Origin of the sequence: Bradyrhizobium sp. 142, from assembly GCF_023074015.1 — a bacterium.
In the GTDB taxonomy this organism is placed as follows: domain Bacteria; phylum Pseudomonadota; class Alphaproteobacteria; order Rhizobiales; family Xanthobacteraceae; genus Bradyrhizobium.
Map to the genome: position 1 here is coordinate 29,490 of NZ_JADPKQ010000199.1, position 18,111 is coordinate 47,600.

The 18,111-nt window shown below is 65.1% G+C and carries 20 protein-coding genes and 2 pseudogenes; 6 read left to right on the plus strand and 16 right to left on the minus strand.

Annotated elements, in window-relative coordinates; all coding sequences use genetic code 11:
* The first annotated feature begins 10 nt into the window (after nt 1–10).
* Nucleotides 11–385 (plus strand): response regulator, encoded by a 375-nt coding sequence (locus IVA82_RS18035; RefSeq protein ID WP_247382671.1) that lies wholly within the window; start codon nt 11–13, stop codon nt 383–385.
* Between the two features lie 213 nt (nt 386–598).
* Here the strand turns inward: IVA82_RS18035 and IVA82_RS18040 are convergent, their stop codons facing one another.
* Both IVA82_RS18040 and IVA82_RS18045 read right to left on the minus strand, forming a co-directional pair.
* Nucleotides 599–1,744: a DUF4175 family protein gene (locus tag IVA82_RS18040; protein WP_247382672.1), complete on the minus strand. Its 1,146-nt coding sequence runs from the start codon at nt 1,742–1,744 to the stop codon at nt 599–601.
* Complete coding sequence (locus IVA82_RS18045) at nt 1,732–3,732, minus strand: TIGR02302 family protein (RefSeq protein WP_249815313.1); 2,001 nt, start codon at nt 3,730–3,732, stop codon at nt 1,732–1,734. The genes IVA82_RS18040 and IVA82_RS18045 overlap by 13 nt, the downstream gene beginning before the upstream one ends.
* Before the next feature lie 112 nt (nt 3,733–3,844).
* On the opposite strand from IVA82_RS18045, the pseudogene IVA82_RS48980 reads away from it, so the two are divergent.
* Together IVA82_RS48980 and IVA82_RS18050 are read left to right on the plus strand one after the other, a co-directional pair.
* Nucleotides 3,845–3,928 (plus strand): annotated as a pseudogene (locus IVA82_RS48980) (4-carboxymuconolactone decarboxylase); the annotation flags it as partial.
* Nucleotides 3,927–4,334: pseudogene (locus IVA82_RS18050) on the plus strand (NAD-binding protein); the annotation flags it as partial. The pseudogenes IVA82_RS48980 and IVA82_RS18050, both read left to right, overlap by 2 nt.
* A gap of 82 nt (nt 4,335–4,416) precedes the next feature.
* Here IVA82_RS18050 and IVA82_RS18055 read toward each other — a convergent pair.
* From IVA82_RS18055 to IVA82_RS18065, 3 genes are all read right to left on the minus strand, one after another.
* Entirely contained in the window at nt 4,417–4,692 is a 276-nt protein-coding gene (locus IVA82_RS18055) for a hypothetical protein (RefSeq protein ID WP_247382673.1), read from the minus strand.
* Between the two features lie 70 nt (nt 4,693–4,762).
* Nucleotides 4,763–5,089, minus strand: a complete 327-nt coding sequence (locus IVA82_RS18060) for a DUF1330 domain-containing protein (protein ID WP_247382674.1) — start codon at nt 5,087–5,089, stop codon at nt 4,763–4,765.
* Nucleotides 5,090–5,226: 137 nt separating this feature from the next.
* Nucleotides 5,227–5,925, minus strand: coding sequence for a helix-turn-helix domain-containing protein (locus IVA82_RS18065; RefSeq protein ID WP_247382675.1), 699 nt, complete (start codon nt 5,923–5,925; stop codon nt 5,227–5,229).
* 187 nt (nt 5,926–6,112) lie between these two features.
* Here IVA82_RS18065 and IVA82_RS18070 point away from each other — a divergent pair, with 187 nt between their 5' ends.
* Complete coding sequence (locus tag IVA82_RS18070) at nt 6,113–6,631, plus strand: SRPBCC family protein (RefSeq protein ID WP_247382676.1); 519 nt, start codon at nt 6,113–6,115, stop codon at nt 6,629–6,631.
* Nucleotides 6,632–6,711: 80 nt separating this feature from the next.
* Here IVA82_RS18070 and lysA read toward each other — a convergent pair whose 3' ends face one another.
* The 3 genes from lysA to argH all read right to left on the minus strand — a co-directional run bounded on the left by lysA (nt 6,712) and on the right by argH (nt 9,781).
* Nucleotides 6,712–7,977 carry a diaminopimelate decarboxylase gene (gene lysA, locus IVA82_RS18075; protein WP_247382677.1) on the minus strand — a complete coding sequence of 422 codons (1,266 nt, stop codon included), beginning with the start codon at nt 7,975–7,977 and terminating at the stop codon, nt 6,712–6,714.
* A gap of 23 nt (nt 7,978–8,000) precedes the next feature.
* Nucleotides 8,001–8,291, minus strand: coding sequence for a lipoprotein (locus IVA82_RS18080; RefSeq protein ID WP_148738130.1), 291 nt, complete (start codon nt 8,289–8,291; stop codon nt 8,001–8,003).
* Between the two features lie 92 nt (nt 8,292–8,383).
* Nucleotides 8,384–9,781, minus strand: coding sequence for an argininosuccinate lyase (gene argH / locus IVA82_RS18085; RefSeq protein WP_247382678.1), 1,398 nt, complete (start codon nt 9,779–9,781; stop codon nt 8,384–8,386).
* Nucleotides 9,782–9,922: 141 nt separating this feature from the next.
* Here argH and IVA82_RS18090 point away from each other — a divergent pair, with 141 nt between their 5' ends.
* Nucleotides 9,923–10,612 carry a TlpA disulfide reductase family protein gene (locus IVA82_RS18090; RefSeq protein ID WP_247382679.1) on the plus strand — a complete coding sequence of 230 codons (690 nt, stop codon included), beginning with the start codon at nt 9,923–9,925 and terminating at the stop codon, nt 10,610–10,612.
* Between the two features lie 12 nt (nt 10,613–10,624).
* On the opposite strand, the gene IVA82_RS18095 is transcribed toward IVA82_RS18090, so the two are convergent.
* The 6 genes from IVA82_RS18095 to IVA82_RS18120 all read right to left on the minus strand — a co-directional run bounded on the left by IVA82_RS18095 (nt 10,625) and on the right by IVA82_RS18120 (nt 14,611).
* Entirely contained in the window at nt 10,625–10,819 is a 195-nt protein-coding gene (locus tag IVA82_RS18095; RefSeq protein ID WP_148738132.1) for a hypothetical protein, read from the minus strand.
* A gap of 129 nt (nt 10,820–10,948) precedes the next feature.
* Nucleotides 10,949–11,830 (minus strand): 3-hydroxybutyryl-CoA dehydrogenase, encoded by an 882-nt coding sequence (locus tag IVA82_RS18100; protein WP_148738133.1) that lies wholly within the window; start codon nt 11,828–11,830, stop codon nt 10,949–10,951.
* A gap of 193 nt (nt 11,831–12,023) precedes the next feature.
* Nucleotides 12,024–12,968 carry an FAD-binding protein gene (locus IVA82_RS18105; RefSeq protein ID WP_247382680.1) on the minus strand — a complete coding sequence of 315 codons (945 nt, stop codon included), beginning with the start codon at nt 12,966–12,968 and terminating at the stop codon, nt 12,024–12,026.
* A complete protein-coding gene (locus tag IVA82_RS18110; protein WP_247382681.1) occupies nt 12,968–13,717 on the minus strand; it encodes an electron transfer flavoprotein subunit beta/FixA family protein in 750 nt (249 codons plus the stop codon). Before IVA82_RS18110 ends, IVA82_RS18105 begins: the two co-directional genes overlap by 1 nt.
* A 124-nt stretch (nt 13,718–13,841) precedes the next feature.
* Nucleotides 13,842–14,414 (minus strand): cob(I)yrinic acid a,c-diamide adenosyltransferase, encoded by a 573-nt coding sequence (locus tag IVA82_RS18115; RefSeq protein WP_247382682.1) that lies wholly within the window; start codon nt 14,412–14,414, stop codon nt 13,842–13,844.
* 2 nt (nt 14,415–14,416) lie between these two features.
* Complete coding sequence (locus IVA82_RS18120; protein WP_247382683.1) at nt 14,417–14,611, minus strand: twin transmembrane helix small protein; 195 nt, start codon at nt 14,609–14,611, stop codon at nt 14,417–14,419.
* Between the two features lie 342 nt (nt 14,612–14,953).
* Here IVA82_RS18120 and IVA82_RS18125 point away from each other — a divergent pair, with 342 nt between their 5' ends.
* A complete protein-coding gene (locus IVA82_RS18125; RefSeq protein WP_247382684.1) occupies nt 14,954–15,847 on the plus strand; it encodes a YihY/virulence factor BrkB family protein in 894 nt (297 codons plus the stop codon).
* Here IVA82_RS18125 and IVA82_RS18130 read toward each other — a convergent pair.
* Together IVA82_RS18130 and gluQRS are read right to left on the minus strand one after the other, a co-directional pair.
* Nucleotides 15,774–17,048 (minus strand): ATP-binding protein, encoded by a 1,275-nt coding sequence (locus IVA82_RS18130; protein WP_247382685.1) that lies wholly within the window; start codon nt 17,046–17,048, stop codon nt 15,774–15,776. The two genes, IVA82_RS18125 and IVA82_RS18130, sit on opposite strands and share 74 nt — an antisense overlap.
* Nucleotides 17,049–17,152: 104 nt before the next feature.
* Nucleotides 17,153–18,025 carry a tRNA glutamyl-Q(34) synthetase GluQRS gene (gene gluQRS / locus IVA82_RS18135; RefSeq protein WP_247382686.1) on the minus strand — a complete coding sequence of 291 codons (873 nt, stop codon included), beginning with the start codon at nt 18,023–18,025 and terminating at the stop codon, nt 17,153–17,155.
* Nucleotides 18,026–18,111: the final 86 nt, after the last annotated feature.

Sequence of the window (18,111 nt, forward strand, 5' to 3'; positions counted from 1 at the left end):
GTTGGTTCCCATGCCCAAAGTCTTGATCGCCGACGACGAGGAATCCATGCGCACGCTGGTCGCGCGCGCTATCGCCATGGACGGTCATGAAACGGCCACCGCGCAGGACGGCGCCGAGGCGCTGGAGATCCTGACCCGCGAGGACGGCGCGTTCGACCTCCTGCTCACCGATATCCAGATGCCGGTCATGGACGGCATCGCGCTGGCGCTCTCCGCCGCACGCGACTTCCCCAACCTGACCATCCTGCTGATGACCGGCTATGCCGACCAGCGCGAGCGTGCATCGAACCTGAATGCGCTGGTGCATGACGTCGTGACCAAGCCGTTCTCGGTCGCCGACATCCGCACGGCGGTAGCGGATGCGCTGGCGGCGAAGAAGGGGTAGCGGGCTTTCGCACGCGTCGCACCGCTGCTATGACGCGATTATCGTCCCGCACACACGGTGTCGTCCTGGCGAAGGCCAGGACCCATACCGCGAGGTCTATCTTTTAGGAATCGATAGAAGTACCGGGCGACCAGCCTTCGCCAAACCACTCCCTGTGGTAATGGGTCCTGGCTTTCGCCAGGACGACCTTGGGAGACAGCCGAGCTACCGCCTCTAAAAATCCTTCAGCAGCCGCTCGATGTAGTCGAGCTCGATCTGCGGACGCGAGGTGTCGCCGAGGCGGCGGCGGAGCTCTTCGAGGATGCGCCGGACGCGCTGGGCGTCGATTTCGCCGGGGATCTTGACAGTGTAGTCGTCGCCGAACTCGCGGCCATGGAGGGGGCGGCCGAGCGGATCGGTCTGATTGCCGCCGCTCTGCTGGCGGCCAGCGCGATTGCCGGGACCGTCGCCCTGACCATCGCCGTCGCCCTGCTGCATCGCCTCGGCCATCTTCTGCGCGCCTTTGCGCAGCGCATCGAGCGCCTTTCCTTGCGAGTCCACGGCGCCGTCGGCATTGCCCTCACCGAGCTTGGAGCCGGCATCGCCCATGGCGCCATCGGCGGCATCGAGGCCACCATCGTCATCGCCCTGGTCACCGTCCTGATCGCCGTTCTGGCCGGGCTGGCCCTGGTCGCCTTGCTGACCCTGCTGCCCTTTCTGACCCTTCTGTCCTTTTTGAGCGAGGCCGCGCTTGGCGAGCTCGTCCTGCAGCTTCTTCAGGCGCTCGCGCAGCGACTGCTGGTCCTGCTGGAGGTCGGACATCGACTGGTCGCCCTGCTGCTTTCCGCGCGAGCGGTCACGCCGGGAGTCCTGGCCCTGCTTGTAGGTCTTGTCGCGCAATTGCTGCTGCTTGCGGATCATGTCGCTGAGTTCGTTGAGCGCCTGCTCCATGTCGCTGTCGCCGGATTGCCCGGGCTGCGCCATCTGGAGATTTTCCATGATCTGCGCGAGCTGCTCGAGCATGCGCTGGGCCGCCTCGCGATTGCCCTCGCGCGCCAGCTTCTCGATCTGCTTCACCATCTCGTCCAGATCGCGCTGGGTGATGACGGAGCGATCGCGATTGGACGACTGGCTTCTTTCCGTCGCGCGCTTGTATTCCTCGAGCTTCTGAATGGCGTCGGACTGATTGTTCAGGCTGCGCCCGGACTCCTTCTGTCGGAGGTTGTCGCCGGCGTCCTGCATTGCCTTTTCCGCGCCATCGAGCAGTGCATCAGGATCCTGATCCTGCTGAGCGGCGACGGCCGGGAAGCCTCCCAACAGGAGGGCAAGGCAGGCGATCGACATCGCCTGCAAGACTGGCACGCGTGCTAACTTCCGCATTTCCGGTCTCGCGTAAATTGATTGGGTCCGTCGTCCGGCGCCTTCGCCCGGCTGTTCGCCGACTTCCGATAGGCCTGGAGCTGTTGGCGCAAGGCGTCCTGCTGCTGCGCCAGCTCCTCGAGCTGCGCCGCCGTGGCATTCTGGGTCTTCTGTCGCAGCTCCACCGCCTTGTCGAGAATGAGCTGGACCTCCGCGGGGAAAGGCTGCCGGGCTCCCAGCGGATTTTGCTCGGCGCGCCGGGCGACGTCGCGCACCTTTCCAGCCATCGCCTCGCGCAGCTTTCGCGTCAGCGCCTTGATCTCCTCCTCGCTGGCACCGCGTTCGAGCGCCTGCTTGAGCGCATCCTGCGCCGAGCGCAGCGCGGCGTTGACGCTGCCGGCGACACCGTCGTCCTCGATGGTGACCGCGAACGCCCACATGCTGCCCACGACATCGCGCAACGCGTCATCGGTGCGGGCCGCTTCGAGCTGGAGCGCCAGGCTGCGGAGGCCGAGATAGCAGCCGGCGTCCGGCGTGAATAATTCGGGCGCGATCATCAGCGCATCGAGCGCGGCGTAAACGTCGGAATTCTTGTTGGCGTCGAGCGCGAGGATGCGGCGCTGCTCGATCAAAGCCCGCGCGAGCGAATTCGTGAAGAGCCGCTCGGGCAGGCGCATGTTGAAGGGATCGCTCTTCGCCTCGTTGCCGGCCTCGTCCTTGGCAGTCAGCGTCAACGTCACGTCGGCGCCGGCATAGGGGTCCTCGCTGAGGTCCTTCACCGTCTGGCCGAGGCCGTTGCGGGTGCGCGCGTTCGGCAGCACGAGCGGGAATTGCGGCGGCTGAAACAGCGGCCTCGCGGCGACCTTGGTGTCGGCGTCCTTGCTGCCGTCCTTCGTGCCATCCTTGGCACCATCCTTGGCACCATCCTTGGCGCCGGCAGGCCTGGTGTCAGCAGGCTTGGCGTCGGCGGGGCGCAGAGCAATTTGCGCTTCGGCGCCAGTGACGCCGTAATCGTCCTCGATCTTGTAGGAGAGCTGGAGCGCGCCGCGGGCCTGGCGCTCCGGATCCTTGGTAAGCACGATCGTCGGCGCGCGGTCCGGGGTTGCCGTGAAGGCCCATTGCGGCTGGCCCGAGGGCGCGCGGACGTGGGCGGTGCCGTCGCCGGTGATGGCAAAATGCTTCTCGTTGGTGCCCTTGGGCGCAGCCTCGGTGGGGGCGGCCTCCTTGAGGCCGCCGGAGACGGTCACATCCAGGCTGCCGCCGGAGGAGCGCACGATCAGGGTCGAGCCGGCGGGAACGGCGAGCGGACCGCTGGCGGGAAGCGCCGCGGCCTCCTTGTTGGCGGCCGACAGGATGACCGGCGGCTTGCCGGTGTAGAGCGGCGGCGTGACCCAGGCATCGACGCGAATGTTGGCCGGCGCCAGCACGCCGTTCCAGTCAAAGGCGGCACCGAGGCGCATCGCGCGCTCGTCCCCAGCCGCGAAGAAGGTCGCAACCAGCATCACCATGACCGCCGCGCGTAGCGCCCAGGGATCGCTCAGCGCGAGCCGCGGGTGCGGCAGGCCGGCGCGGATGCGCTTGAGCGAGGCCAGCGTGCGCGCGCGCTGCGCCTGCCACAGCGCCTGCGCGATTGGGTCCTGCGAGGTCAGCGTGTCCGTGAGCGTGGTGGCGGGGCGGTGACGGATGCCGGAGCCCCGGTCCAGCCGCGCGAGCGCCTGCTCGCGGCTCGGCCAGCGAAAACCAATTAGCGGAAACGCGGCGGCGGCGGCGAATCCGGCGAAGACAACCAGACCGATGGCGCGTGCGACGAAGGGCAGCGCCAGCCAGAGACCGGCCCAGGACACCACCAGGAACAGGCCGGCAACGGTCAGAAGGCGCGCCAAATGCGGCCAGGCACGCTCCCACGCGATGGCATAGGTGGCCCGATCGAGGGCCTGCGCCAGCTTCAGCCGCGACAGAGCGTCGCCATCGCGGATCGGGTCTGACGGGTCGGGGGTGACGCCGTTCAATCAGCTCTCCAGGTTGCCCGGTAGAGTGAAGCCTATCACAACGGCAGCACTGAGGCATCCGTTCCTGTACGGGAGACACCCCTTTTCCCGCATAACACGAGGACGTGACTGCCGCGAGGAACTGCCCCGCAAGACCCGCAGCATGCTCAACATCGCGATGATCGCGATCCTCAACCGCCAGCAAGAATTCCGCGCAGAAGCCGGGTGCGGCGCAGACCATGAAGCTCGCCAACAACTTGTTGTGGGCCACCGCGATCGTGTCGACGTCAGAAGCCGTCGTGATGGGCGTCAAGGCCGGGCTCGATCCCGCGGTGATGATCGACGTCATCAATGCCGGCTCCGGCATGAACAATGCTAGCCGCGACAAGTTTCCGCGCGCGGTGCTGCCGCGCAGCTTCGACTTCGGCTTCGCCACCGGATACGTGCGGCTGGCGCTGGAGGAGATGAAGCAGCTCGGCCTGTCGATGGAGGTCGCCGACGCGGTCGGGCGGCTGTGGGAGACCGTGATCAGCACGGAGGGCGCTGAGTCCGATTTTACCGCAGCGATCAAGCCGATCGAGAAAAAGGCCGGAGTGGTAGTGGGTGCGAAGTCGCCCAGCTAGCGCCAACACGACAAACGCAGCGCCGGTGACCGGCGCTGCGTTGTCCTCGTCGGATCGATCTACGGTGGTGAAAGCACAACTGCTACGAGCGGCGTCTGCCGAGTTCCACGAGGTTGATCGGCTGATCTAATTGCAGGGAGGCCGCCCCGCCGCTGCACTTGATGTACTTCTCATCGCACCTGCGCATGCAACGCCTGTCGCTCGAGCATTTCGCAGCGTTGTTGTTGCAGCTGACCCAGGTGATGTCGCACCGCGTGACCCGGGCCGAGGCGGCGCCGGAAAGTCCGACCAGAAAGACCACGCTGCAAGCCACGAAAAACATGCGAAGCGGGCCGGCGCCGGCGAGTGAATCGTTCATTCCAATCTCCTGTGTTGGCCGGGCACGATCTGCGCCTGCGGCCGGGTCCGAGTTCCTGCCGAAACGCAGTTCAAGCCTTGGCGAGATAAGGGATCGTGCCGGCTAGATCGGTATCGTCGATGAGCTGGAAACGGCTGTCGCTACCGCTCCGGCGCGCCGCCGCAAAGCGGCCATAGGCGGGGTCGGCAACGAAGGATTCCGCCGCCTTCGCCGAGGGAAACGACATGATCGCAATCAGCGAAGTGTCGAGCGGCGCGCCTTCCAGCGTCTTCACATTGCCGCTGCGCGAGAGGTATTTGCCACCGTGCTTGTGCACGAGGTCGTGAACGGAAGCCGCATAGTCCGGCACCCACTTTCCATCGGTCACTTTGATGTCTGCGATCAGATAGGCTGTCATGCCGTGTCTCCTGGCTCGATGTCTGCCCCTGCCTCATTGGCGTGGGGTATGGCACCGATGTGCCAGAACACGGCGGCGGCGGACCAGTACGAGAACTGTAGCGCGGCGATACAGATATTGAATCGAGCCGGCGTCCGTCAGCTTGCCAGCTTGCGTTCCTTGGCGAACGGGCTGAGCCCCAGCCAGCTTTGAATGGCAGCGGCAAGCCGCCGGTCACCGGTGAGGAGCATCCGTTGGCTGGCAACGGCAGCGCGTACGGTTTCGAGCCCCATCCAGATGGCCGTCATCGTGCGCAGATCGACCGAGACGTAGAGATCGACCTCGAAACCCGGATCGATGGAGCAAAGATCGACACTCTCGTTTGGATCGACGATCAGCCACCACAGGCGCTGCGTGGCGGGCAACTCGGGATAGGCGAACTGCAGGACGCTGCGGCGGCTCGGCATAGGCGTCGTATTCAGATTTCGCCGCATGTCCCACATCAGCAGCTGGACGTCCAGATGCTGAAGCGACAGATGCGATTCGATACGGCGCTGGCCCCAGACGCCGAACGCCTCGACGATCGGGCCGAGTTCGAGCCCAGCCGCCGTCAGCTGATATTCGAGCACTCCACGCTCGGAAGCCGACGATCGACGCATGACGATGCCGGCTGCTTCGAGCTCTTTCAGCCGCTGCGAGAGCAACGCAGGTGACATCCGCGGAACACCGCGGCGCAGCTCGTTGAAACGAGTCGAACCGGCAATGAGTTCGCGGAGCAGCACGATGGTCCACCGCGTACACAATATCTCGGCCGCCATCGCGACCGGACAGAACTGCCTGTAGCTGCCGATGGTCATGCGGGCCCCCGAGACAAGAGAGAGCCGGGACTTTAGGGCCGGCGCGCGCGGCTTCCTAGTTCAGTTTCTGTATCAGGCTCGGTTCATTCTCTGAACTGGCCGCGGACCGCGGGCGGCGTCTATCCGAACCGGCATTGTAAGCAAGGCGGCCCGCCGCGGTACCGCCTGTCAAATGTAGGAGATTTAAATGAAGAAAGACGATGCAACCGCTTCCAGATTCCTCGCCTCGCTGAGCAACGCCATGAAATGCGCCATCGTTCTCGGCGCCGGCGTCGTTCCGGCTTCCGCAGCCAACCTGACGCACAGCATCGAGGTCAGCGGCGCCGCCGCTGAGGTGTGGTCCGTCATCGGCCCGTTCTGCGCGATCAAGGACTGGCTGCCGCCGGTCGGTCAGTGCATCGAGGACGGCAAATCGCCGCCGACCCGGACGCTCGTCACCAAGGACGGCAAGGCCTCCTTCGTCGAGTCGCAGACCGCGCGTGACGACAGGGGCTACAGCTATTCCTACGCGTTCCTGTCGAGCCCGCTGCCGGTGAGCCAGTACAAGTCGACCCTCAAGGTTACGGCAAGAGGTGAAGGCGTGTCGGTGGTGACCTGGACCGGCACCTACACGCCTGACCCTGGCAAGGAAAAGGAAGCAGTCGATGCCCTCAACGCCGTCTACGATTCCGGCCTCGCCGCGATCAGGGACCGGTTCAAGAGGTAGGCGCGGTCGACAGCCCGGCTGGATGAGCGCGGGCAAAGCCTGCGCTCATCGACGCAGGGTGCCGCCGGTGCGATCGAGCCTCACAGCCACGGCGCTGGTTTGTCCATCGCAATCAGCTGCTCGACCTCGACGCGCGGGCGCACCACTGCGTACTTGTCGCCCTTCACCAGCACCTCGGGCACGAGCGGCCGCGTGTTGTACGTACCAGCCTGTACCGCGCCGTAGGCGCCCGCAGTCATGATGGCGAGGAGATCGCCCGCCTTCGGCGTCGGCAGCGTGCGGTCGAGCGCGAGGTAGTCACCAGTCTCGCAGACCGGGCCAACGACATCGGCCGTGATGGTGGCGGCATCCTTCGGGGACTGCGTCACTGGCAGGATGTCGTGATGCGCTTCGTACAGCGTCGGGCGGATCAAGTCGTTCATAGCGGCGTCGATGATAACAAAATTCTTGCCGTCGCCGTGCTTCACATAGATCACCTTCGCAACCAGGATGCCGGCATTGCCGACGATCATGCGGCCCGGCTCGAACATCAGCGTGCAGCCGAGATTGTGGCTAACGCGCTTGACCATCGCGGCATAGGCATCGGGCGCCGGCGGCGCCTCGCGGTCCATGTAATAGGGAATGCCGAGGCCGCCGCCGAAATCGACATGCGAGATGTTGTGGCCGTCGGCACGCAGCGTCTGCACGAACTCGGAGAGGATGCGGAACGCGGTCTCCATTTTGGAGAGGTCGGTGATCTGGCTGCCTATGTGCACGTCGGTGCCGGTCACCTCGATGCCGGGGAGTTTTGCCGCGCGCGCGTAGACCTCGCGGGCATAGGCGATCGGAATGCCGAACTTGTTCTCGGACTTGCCGGTGGAGATCTTTGCGTGCGTGCCGGCATCGACGTCCGGATTGACGCGCACCGAGATGCGGGCGGTCTTGCCCATCTCGCTCGCAAGCCGCGACAGCAGTTCCAGCTCAGGCTCGGATTCGACGTTGAGACAGAGGATGTCGGCGGCGAGCGCGGCGCGCAGCTCTTCTTCCGTCTTGCCGACGCCGGAGAACAGGATCTTGCTTGCCGGGATGCCGGCGGCCAGCGCGCGCTTCAATTCGCCGCCGGAGACCACGTCGGCGCCGGCGCCGAGCTTGGCCAGCGTGCGCAGCACCGACTGGTTGGAGTTCGCCTTCATGGCGTAGCAGACCAGCACCTTCTCGCCGGCGAAGGCGTCGGTGAAGACGCGGTAATGGCGCTCCAGCGTCGCGGTCGAATAGCAATAGAACGGCGTGCCGACGGCCGTGGCGAGCTCGGACAGGTTCACCGCCTCGGCGTGCAGCACGCCGTTGCGGTAGTCGAAATGGTTCATGGCGTTGGCTCAGCTACCCCAGCCTACCGGCTGGGTCTTTCGTCCAGGAGCGGGTCGAGGATAAAGGATTTCTTTTTGCCCTTGGCCGCCGCCGGCGGGGCGTCCGCGCCATAGGTGGGATTGAACACGCTCGGCGTCCTCTGGGCTTCGATCTCGGTGTCGGTCGGCCCGGCCACATTGGCCGTGGACGCGCTGGAGGCGGTCGGCGGCAGATCGAGCGGGCCCTTGCGGCCGCAGCCGGCAAGCGCGAGCGCACTCAGGCTAAGGACAATGATGGCCCACCCCGAACCGGCCGGGCGAAACTTTGACGTCACGACGAAATCCCCATTACGCGGCCGCACCATACAGAGATTGGCGCACTCTGGCGAGAGCCGGATCACCATGAAACATAAGCGAAAATTTGCCCTCAGCCCAATTTTCGCTCTTTTTCCAACCGCTTCAGCCAGGCCTTGGCCTGTGCCGCCACATTCTTCGGCGCGGTGCCGCCGAAGCTGGTGCGGCTCTTCACCGACGATTCGACCGAGAGCACGCCGAGCACGTCCTTCGTAATCTTCGGCTCGATCGCCTGCATCTGCTTGAGCGGCAGCTCGTGCAGCGCCACGCCGCCCTCGGCGGCCTTGGCGACGATGCGGCCGGTGACGTGATGGGCCTCGCGGAAGGGCATCTTCAGCGTCCGCACCAGCCAGTCGGCAAGATCAGTCGCGGTGGCGTAGCCCTCGCCGGCGGCAAGCTTCATCTTGGCCTCGTCGGGCACGAGATCGCGGACCATGCCGGTCATGGCGCGGATCGCGAGCGACAGCGCGGCAAAGCCCTCCATGGCGCCCTGCTTGTCCTCCTGCATGTCCTTTTGATAGGCGAGCGGCAGGCCCTTCATCACGATGAGGAGACCGTTGAGCGCACCGATGACGCGGCCTGTCTTGGCGCGCACCAGCTCGGCGGCATCCGGGTTGCGCTTCTGCGGCATGATCGAGGAACCGGTGGTGAACTTGTCGCTGAGGCGGATCATGCCGACCAGCGGCGAGGTCCAGATCACGATCTCCTCGGCAAAGCGCGACATGTGCACCGCGCAGATCGAGGCCGCCGACAGCGTCTCCAGCACAAAGTCGCGGTCGGAGACCGCATCGAGCGAGTTCGCCATCGGCCGGTCAAAGCCGAGCGCCTTGGCGGTGGCGTGGCGGTCGATCGGGAACGAGGTGCCGGCGAGCGCGGCAGCGCCGAGCGGGGATTCGTTCAGCCGCTTGCGCGCATCCTGGAAACGGCCGCGGTCGCGCGCGGCCATCTCGACATAGGCAAGCAGATGATGGCCAAAGGTCACCGGCTGCGCGGTCTGCAGATGCGTGAAGCCGGGCATGACCGTTGCAGCATGCTCGAGCGCGCGTTGCACCAGCGCTCGCTGGAACGCGGCGAGCGCGGCGTCGGTCTCGTCGAGAACGTCGCGGACGTAGAGACGGAAATCGGTCGCAACCTGATCGTTGCGCGAACGCGCAGTGTGCAGGCGGCCGGCGGCCGGGCCGATCAGCTCGGACAGGCGGCTCTCGACATTCATATGAATGTCCTCGAGCGCGCGCTTGAATTCGAAGCCGCCCTTGCCGATTTCTGACAAAATCGTGTCTAGACCCTTGCCGATATTTTTCGCATCAGAGGCCGTGATGATGCCTTGCGCGGCAAGCATCGCGGCGTGGGCCTTGGACGCTGCAATGTCCTGGGCAAAGAGGTGCCGATCGACGTCGATGGAGACGTTGATTTCCTCCATGATCTCATCGGGACGTTCCGAGAAGCGGCCGCCCCACATCTTGTTGCTCATGATCCCCTGCTCACGCCCTGCCTGTCGCCGGCTGCGGCCCTTGCTGTCACCAGCTGCGGCCCGTGCCGCACGTTTGCTGGCCGCCGCCAGCCGTATTAAGAGGCCTCTGATAGCCATATCTGCGACCGGATGACAAACGATATGCTCGACCCCAACGATATGCCCGGCCAACGGAAAGCACGGTCGGCCACGCGCCGGATCCCGGTCATGATCGCCACCGTGGTGGTCGGGGGGCTCTCCTCCTTCGCCGCGCTGTACGGGCTGGGCCTGAGCCGGGCGCCCTCCGGTGATCCCCTCTGCCGGGCGGCGGTGACGACGGCCACGAGGATCGCCCCGCTCGCCCATGGCGAGGTCGCGGCGCTGACCATGGCGACCGCGCCCCTGAAGCTGCCGGACCTCGCCTTCGAGGATGCCGACGGCAAGCCGAAAAAGCTGTCCGACTTCCGCGGCAAGACACTGCTGGTGAACCTGTGGGCCACCTGGTGCGTGCCGTGTCGCAAGGAAATGCCGGCGCTGGACGAGCTCCAGGGCAAGCTGGCGGGTCCGAATTTCGAGGTGGTGGCGATCAATATCGACACCCGCGACCCGGAGAAGCCCAAAAACTTCCTGAAAGACGCCAATCTGACCCGGCTCGGCTATTTCAATGACCAAAAGGCCAAGGTTTTTCAGGACCTTAAAGCGATAGGCCGGGCCCTGGGCATGCCGACCTCGGTGCTGGTTGACCCGCAGGGCTGCGAGATCGCGACGATCGCGGGACCGGCGGAATGGGCAAGCGAGGACGCGCTCAAGTTGATCCGTGCGGCGGTGAGCCCGGCGGCTGCGTCTTACTAAGCCGAGATATTGTTAAGCGGCGATATTGAGATTGCCGCCGACGCCGGGGCCGACATTGGCAAGCGAAGGCTGACCGGCGCCGAGCAGCGTCAGGACAGTGGATTTCTCCGCGTCCGCGTTCTGCTTCATCAGCGTCGCCGAGATATTCGACTGCAGAGCGCCTTGCTGAGCGGCCAGCATGGTGCTGACCATCGCCATCATGTCCATAAGCAAAACCTTCTTACCGGCGGTATCCTAGGGCCGATCGGTTAACGAGAGGTAGAGACGTCGGACGGTTTCGTGTCCTGGATACAATAGGACACGAAAGGCCGGCAGCGTCCTGGACACGAGCGCGTCTTACCGCGTCGGAACCGGCTTGGCGCCGCGATAGTCGTAGAAGCCGCGCTGGGTCTTGCGGCCGAGCCAGCCGGCCTCGACGTATTTCACCAGCAGCGGGCATGGGCGATATTTCGAATCCGCCAGCCCCTCATGCAGCACCTGCATGATGGAAAGACAGGTATCGAGGCCGATGAAATCGGCGAGCTCCAGTGGGCCCATCGGGTGGTGCGCGCCGAGCTTCATCGCTGCGTCGATGGCCTCGACGTTGCCGACGCCTTCGTACAGCGTGTAGATCGCCTCGTTGATCATCGGCAGCAGGATGCGGTTGACGATGAAGGCCGGGAAATCCTCGGACACCGCGACCTGCTTGCCGAGCTTGGCCACGAACTCCTTGGAGGCCTCGAAGGTGTGGTCGTCGGTGGCGATGCCACGGATCAGCTCCACCAGCTCCATCAGCGGCACCGGATTCATGAAATGAATGCCGATGAAGCGCTCGGGCCGGTCGGTGGCGGCGGCGAGCCGGGTGATCGAGATCGAGGAGGTATCGGAGGCCACGATCGCCTCCGGCTTCAACACCGCGCAGAGCTCGTGAAAGATCTTGCGCTTGACCTCTTCCTTTTCGACCGCAGTCTCGATCACGATATCGCAGTCGGCAAGGTCGTCCAGCTTTTCGGCGAGCGCGATGCGCGCAACGGCCTTGGTCTTGGCCTCCTCGGTGACGGCCTTCTTGGAGACCTGACGCGCCAGATTGCCGTTGATGGTGGCCATGCCCGACTTGAGGCGATCGGCCGAGATGTCGTTGAGCACCACGTCGAAGCCGGCCAGCGCCGCGACATGCGCGATGCCAGTGCCCATCTGCCCCGCGCCGATCACGCCGACCTTCTTGATGATTGCAGCCATATTGCCATCCACCGGAACGGCGCGCACATCGCGCCCTGCCTATCCCCTTGAGCCGGGGGGCCGATTTTACCAGAAGCCTGATTTAATCAGAACCTTGGCTCGAAACCTAGATTGGATCGCTCCCCCGGCGTGCCCCACGCCAAAGAAAACGCCGGCCGGAGTGTACACCTCCGGCCGGTGTTTTACCCCGTTTTTACTTGCCAAGCTTGCCGAGCGCCTCGGTGAGCTCAGGAACCGCCTGATAGAGGTCGGCGACGAGGCCGTAATCGGCGACCTGGAAGATCGGCGCGTCCTCGTCCTTGTTGATCGCGACGATCACCTTGGAGTCCTTCATGCCGGCCAGATGCTGGATCGCGCCGGAAATGCCGACGGCGACATAGAGCTCGGGGGCCACCACCTTGCCGGTCTGGCCGACCTGCCAGTCGTTCGGCGCATAGCCGGCGTCGACCGCCGCGCGCGAGGCACCGACACCGGCGCCGAGCTTGTCGGCCAGCGGCTCGATGTATTTGGCAAAATTCTCGCGGCTCTGCATGGCGCGCCCACCGGAGACGATGATCTTGGCCGAGGTCAGCTCGGGACGGTCGCTCTTGGCGACTTCCTCGCCGACGAAGGTCGACAGGCCCGGATCGGCCGCCACAGCGACGCTCTCGACCGGCGCACTGCCACCTTCACCCGCAGCGGCGAAGGTCGAGGTACGGACCGTGATGACCTTCTTGGCGTCCTTCGACTTCACCGTCTGGATCGCGTTACCGGCATAGATCGGACGCTCATAAGTGTCGGGGGCGATCACCTTGGTGATCTCCGAGACCTGCATGACGTCGAGCAGCGCTGCGACGCGCGGCATCACGTTCTTGAAGCGCGAGGTCGCGGGAGCGACGATGGCGTCGTAGCCGGGGGCCAGCGAGACGATCAGCGCGGCCAGCGGCTCGGCGAGATCGTGCGCGTAAAGCGCGCCGTCGGCGAGCAGCACCTTCTTGACGCCTGCGAGCTTGGCGGCGGCATCCGCCGCGGCCTTGGCGTTCTCGCCGGCGACGAGCACCTCGACATCCGCGCCGAGCGCGGCGGCCGCGGTCAGGGCCTTGTTGGTCGCATCCTTCAGCGACGCACCGTCGTGTTCGGCAATCAGAAGCGTCGTCATCAGAGCACCCCGGCTTCGTTCTTGAGTTTCGACACCAGCTCGGCGACGTCCTTGACCTTGACGCCGGCCGAGCGGCCCGCCGGTTCGGTGGTCTTGAGAACCTCGAGGCGCGCGGTGAGATCGACGCCGTAATCGGCGGCGGTCTTGTCCGCGATCGGCTTCTTCTTGGCCTTCATGATGTTGGGCAACGACGCATAGCGCGGCTCGTTGAGACGCAGATCGGTGGTGACGATCGCCGGCCCCTTCAGCTTGACGGTCTGGAGACCGCCGTCGACTTCGCGGGTGACCTTGAAATCGGAGCCTTCGACCTCGAGCTTGGAGGCGAATGTCGCCTGCGACCATCCGAGCAGCGCGGCCAGCATCTGGCCGGTTTGATTGCTGTCGTCGTCGATCGCTTGCTTGCCGAGAATGATCAGGCCCGGCTGTTCTTCGTCGGCGATCTTCTTCAGGATCTTGGCGACCGCGAGCGGTTCGACGATGCCCTCGGCCTTCACCAGGATGCCGCGGTCGGCGCCCATGGCAAGGCCTGTGCGGATCGTCTCCGACGCCTGCGCCGGTCCGATGGATACCACGACGACCTCGGTGGCTTTGCCGGCTTCCTTCAGGCGCAGCGCTTCCTCGACCGCGATTTCGTCGAACGGGTTCATCGACATTTTGACGTTGGCGAGTTCAACGCCCGATCCATCGCCCTTAACGCGGACCTTGACGTTGTAATCGACCACCCGCTTTACCGGTACCAAGACCTTCATCGATCCTCTTTCAGTCAATTTGGGAGGGGATATCAACTGGCGCGGAACCTAAAGGCCTGATCCGGCCCGGTCAACGCGCGAAGCGGCCTAATTTTAGTTCTCAGAAATGCGCCCGCTCAATGGATCAGCGGTTCTGGCCCGGAACCCAGAGCACGTCGCCGGCACCATTGTGGTTGGCGGCCCGACTTGCCACGAACAGGAAATCCGACAGGCGATTCATATATTGGATGCCAGCCGCGCCGACCGTTTCGCCAGGCCGAGCCGCAAGTTCCACCATCACGCGTTCCGCCCTGCGGCATATCGTACGCGCGACATGTAGGTGGCCGGCGGCTGGCGTGCCGCCCGGCAGCACGAAGGATGTGAGCGGCGCGAGCTTGTCGTTGAGCGCGTCGATGTCGCGCTCAAGCCGTTGGACCTGGCTCGCCACTACCCGCAACCGTTCAGCTTTACCTTCACGCTCGGGCACGGCGAGATCGGCGCCGAGATCGAACAGATCGTTCTGGATCCGGCCGAGCATCGCATCGAGTTCGGGCGCGTCATGGGTATGGAGACGCACCACGCCAATCGCGGCATTGGTCTCGTCGACCGTGCCGTAGGCCTCGATGCGCAAATCGTACTTCGGACGCCGCTCGCCCGAGCCGAGCGCCGTCGTGCCATCGTCACCGGTTTTCGTATAGATGCGGTTGAGCACGACCATGTTTAACGTCCCATCGCCCAGACTGCGAGCATGGCGATGACGATCGCCACGAACTGAAGCAGCACGCGCCAGCGCATCAGCTTCTGCGAGGTGTTGGGCGAGCCGCCGCGCATCATGTTGATGAGGCCGAGCAGCAGCACCAACGCCACGGCGCCGGCTGCAGCCGGCAGGATGAAAGTACTCAGGACAGATGCCATCCGACGGTAGATAACACCGTGTGCGCCGGTCCGCCATGGTGTTCACGATCTGGCTTTTAAGCCAATAATATCACAAGCTGGCTGGATGATTTTGGATTTGATGCAGTCGCCCTTCACCTCGCCCCGCTTGCCGGGAGAGGTCGAATTCGATCGCAGATCGAATTCGGGTGAGGGGGACTCTCCGCGAGTCCAACTCTCACCGTCCTCGCGGAGGCTCCCCCTCACCCGCCGCGCTCAGGCGCGCACGTGCGCTGCCGAGTGCGTCGGCCTCCCCCCGCAAGCGGGGCGAGGTGAACGACGCCGCGAGCGCAAGCGAGAGACGACAGCCAATACGGGTGGCGCGTGAAAGCAATCCGCTACATCTATGTCGTGGCGATGGACGCGTTCTACACGTTCCTGGCCGACGACGGCTGGGCGATCGCGAGCCATATCGCGCTGTCGACGCTGATGGCGCTGTTCCCGTTTTTGATCGTGCTGACCTCGCTCGCGGGCTTCTTCGGTTCCAAGGAGCTCGCCGACCAGGCCGCCAGCCTGATGCTCCAGGTCTGGCCTAAGCAGGTCGCCGATTCGATCTCGGGCGAGGTTCACGACGTGCTGACCACGACCCGCACCGGCGTATTCACCATCGGCGCGGTGCTCTCGGTCTATTTCGCCTCCAACGGCGTCGAGGCGCTGCGCGTCGCGCTCAATCGCGCCTACGCGGTGGTGGAGATGCGGCCCTGGTACTGGCTGCGGCTGGAATCGATCGGCTACACGCTGGTTGCAGCCTTCACCGCGCTTGCCATGGCGTTCCTGATCGTGCTCGGACCTCTCATCATCGAGGCGGCTCGGCGCCACATTCCGCTGTTCGTCGAGTCCAACGAAAGCATCCTCACCTGGCTGCGCTACGGCATAACCGTCGGCGCGCTGGTGGTGGCGTTGATCATCCTGCATGCCTGGCTGCCGGCGGGACGGCGCGGCTTCCTCCAGATCCTGCCCGGCATCGTCTTCACCATCGTGGCGTCGCTGATCTCCGGTATCGTGTTCGGGCAATACCTTGCGCGCTTCGCCAACAATTACGTGACGATGTATGCGGGGCTCGCCTCGGTGATCATCGCACTGGTGTTTTTGTATTTCATCGCCGCGATCTTCGTCTATGGCGGCGAACTCAATGCCGCGATCATCAAGTCGCGGCTTCCTCACGGCGTTTCGCTTCAAGCAGCGCAGTCGCTAGAGCCCGCGGAGACACAGGCTTGATCAGGAAGGCATCGGCGCCGGCTTCGCGCGAGGCCGCCTCGTCTTCGCCGCGGCCGGAGACCCCGATGATGGGGATTTGACCGAGCGGCGCCGCCATGGTGCGGATTCGTCTTATCGCCTCGACGCCGTCGATGCCGGGCAACACCATGTCCATCAGCACCGCATCGAAGGTGCCCTGCGCAAGCCGGTTCACGGCATCCTCGCCGCGCCCGATGAACTCTGCATGATGGCCAAGCTCGGTCAAAATGGTGTTGAGCACGACGCGGCCGAACGGATTGTCCTCGACGCTTAGCACGCGTAGCCCCGACACCGCCTCCGCCTCGTCGTCGGCCGACTTGCGGGACCTCGCCGGTCCCGCCGCATCGAGCGACACCGTCAGCGTGAAGGTGGCGCCGCCGCCGCGCCGCGGCGCGACGGTGATGTCGCCGCCCATCGCGCGCGCGAGTTGCTTCACCGAGGATAACCCCAAGCCGGCGCCGCCGAAGCGCGAAGCAATGGTGACATTAGCCTGGGTGAACGGGCGGAACAGCCGCTTGATCTCCGCCATGGTCAGGCCGATGCCGCTGTCGGACACCGCGAAGGCGGCGCCGACCCTGCGCTTATCCTTCGCCTTGTCCTTTGCCTTGCCCCTGCTCTTGGCCAGACGGCAGGGTACGACCGCAAGCGCCACGCCCCCCTGGTCGGTAAATTTTACAGCATTGTCGATCAGGTTCTCCAGCGCAGCACGCAAGCGGACGGGATCACCCACCACCAGACCGGGAAGCTTTTCGGAGATCTCGACCTGGGCCTGAAGGCCCTTGGCCGCGGCGCGCCCGGCAAGCGAATCGCCGGCGCTGCGGGCGAGTGTCCGCAGGTCGAACAGGTCCTGCCGCAGCGTGCTGCCGCCGCCGTTCTCGGTCCGGGCGGCGTCCACAAACAAAGTGGCAAGGCTCGCCAGATGCTCGGCCCCGGCCTTGATGGTGTCGGCCCAGCGTCGCTCCCGCTCCCCGAGGTCCGAGGTTGCGAGCAGGTCGCTGATCGCCAGAATGCCGGTCAGGGGGGTACGGACCTCGTGGGCAAAGGCGGCGAGCGCCGCCTGGACCACGTCCGGTTCAACCACCCTTGTGCTGCGCTTGCGCACCTTGACGGCCGCCCCGGATCGCTTCCGAGGCGATCGCCTGGACGTCCGCGTGGTGCGCGCTGCGCGCGTTTTCGCCGCCATAATTCCCCTTCGAAGTATCCGCTTCGAACCGCGCGCTCATCGGCGAGCATGGCACGGAGCGATGCCTTGAGTCACGGCGACCTTTTGCTAACCCCCAGAGAAACTTAATCTAATCCCACCAACCGGCGGATGCTGGCGGGCGTAGCTCCGGCGGCACGCAGGTTGCGCAGGCCGGTCGAACGGCTCGATTTCGCGAGCTTCCGGCCTGCCTCGTCGCGAATCAGCTTGTGGTGGCGATAGGTGGGTGCAGGCCGGCCGAGCAGCTCCTGGAGCAGCCGATGGACAGAGGTAGCATGAAACAGATCCTGGCCCCTGACCACCTCGCTTACGCCCTGAAGCGCGTCGTCGACGACCACGGACAGATGGTAGCTCGTGGGCGTCTCCTTCCGGGCCAGGATCACGTCGCCCCAGGCCTCCGGATGCGCCGGGACGGTGCCGCGCTCCTCGTCGGGGCCCTCTCCCAGCTCGTTCCAGGTCAGGCCACCTACACGGCCGCACGCGGCCGCCATGTCGAGCCGCAACGCATAGGGTGTGCCGGATGCGATCAGGCGCGTCCGCTCGCCGGCAGACAACGATTTCGCATTGCCGGGATAAAGCGGCGCGCCGTCGGGATCGCGCGGCCAGGGCCCACCCGCCTCGCGCACGACCACCAACCTTGCGATCTCGGCGCGGCTTTCGAAGGCGGGATAGACGAGGCCCAGCGCCGAGAGCTTGTCCAGCGCGGCGCGATAGTCGGCGAGATGCTCGGACTGCCGCCGCACCGGAATCTCCCAGGCGATGCCGAGCCAGGCGAGGTCCTCGTAGATCGCAGTTTCGAACTCGGGCCGACAGCGTGTCGCATCGATGTCCTCGATGCGCAGCAAGAACCTTCCGCCGGACTCGCGGGCGCGGTCAAGATTGAGCAGCGCGGAATAAGCGTGGCCGAGATGCAGAGCACCGTTCGGACTGGGGGCAAATCGGAAAACGGGTGGCATCATACGACAGATCTCGTCATGGCCGGGCGCAGCCGTCCGAAGGACGGCGTCGCTTCCGCTCGCCTACGTCCCCGCCATCCACGTTCTTC

Excerpts from the sequence above, each read along its gene's own strand:
- IVA82_RS18095 (WP_148738132.1), bottom strand. The coding sequence starts at position 10,819 with ATGGACATGATGGCGATGGTCAGCACCATGCTGGCCGCTCAGCAAGGC.
- argH (WP_247382678.1), bottom strand. The coding sequence starts at position 9,781 with ATGAGCAACAAGATGTGGGGCGGCCGCTTCTCGGAACGTCCCGATGAG.
- IVA82_RS18120 (WP_247382683.1), bottom strand. The coding sequence starts at position 14,611 with ATGGCATCTGTCCTGAGTACTTTCATCCTGCCGGCTGCAGCCGGCGCC.
- IVA82_RS18090 (WP_247382679.1), top strand. The coding sequence starts at position 9,923 with ATGCTCGACCCCAACGATATGCCCGGCCAACGGAAAGCACGGTCGGCC.
- IVA82_RS18105 (WP_247382680.1), bottom strand. The coding sequence starts at position 12,968 with ATGACGACGCTTCTGATTGCCGAACACGACGGTGCGTCGCTGAAGGAT.
- IVA82_RS18110 (WP_247382681.1), bottom strand. The coding sequence starts at position 13,717 with ATGAAGGTCTTGGTACCGGTAAAGCGGGTGGTCGATTACAACGTCAAG.
- lysA (WP_247382677.1), bottom strand. The coding sequence starts at position 7,977 with ATGAACCATTTCGACTACCGCAACGGCGTGCTGCACGCCGAGGCGGTG.
- gluQRS (WP_247382686.1), bottom strand. The coding sequence starts at position 18,025 with ATGATGCCACCCGTTTTCCGATTTGCCCCCAGTCCGAACGGTGCTCTG.
- IVA82_RS18060 (WP_247382674.1), bottom strand. The coding sequence starts at position 5,089 with ATGACAGCCTATCTGATCGCAGACATCAAAGTGACCGATGGAAAGTGG.
- IVA82_RS18055 (WP_247382673.1), bottom strand. The coding sequence starts at position 4,692 with ATGAACGATTCACTCGCCGGCGCCGGCCCGCTTCGCATGTTTTTCGTG.
- IVA82_RS18065 (WP_247382675.1), bottom strand. The coding sequence starts at position 5,925 with ATGACCATCGGCAGCTACAGGCAGTTCTGTCCGGTCGCGATGGCGGCC.
- IVA82_RS18100 (WP_148738133.1), bottom strand. The coding sequence starts at position 11,830 with ATGGCTGCAATCATCAAGAAGGTCGGCGTGATCGGCGCGGGGCAGATG.
- IVA82_RS18040 (WP_247382672.1), bottom strand. The coding sequence starts at position 1,744 with ATGCGGAAGTTAGCACGCGTGCCAGTCTTGCAGGCGATGTCGATCGCC.
- IVA82_RS18035 (WP_247382671.1), top strand. The coding sequence starts at position 11 with ATGCCCAAAGTCTTGATCGCCGACGACGAGGAATCCATGCGCACGCTG.
- IVA82_RS18130 (WP_247382685.1), bottom strand. The coding sequence starts at position 17,048 with ATGGCGGCGAAAACGCGCGCAGCGCGCACCACGCGGACGTCCAGGCGA.
- IVA82_RS18070 (WP_247382676.1), top strand. The coding sequence starts at position 6,113 with ATGAAGAAAGACGATGCAACCGCTTCCAGATTCCTCGCCTCGCTGAGC.
- IVA82_RS18115 (WP_247382682.1), bottom strand. The coding sequence starts at position 14,414 with ATGGTCGTGCTCAACCGCATCTATACGAAAACCGGTGACGATGGCACG.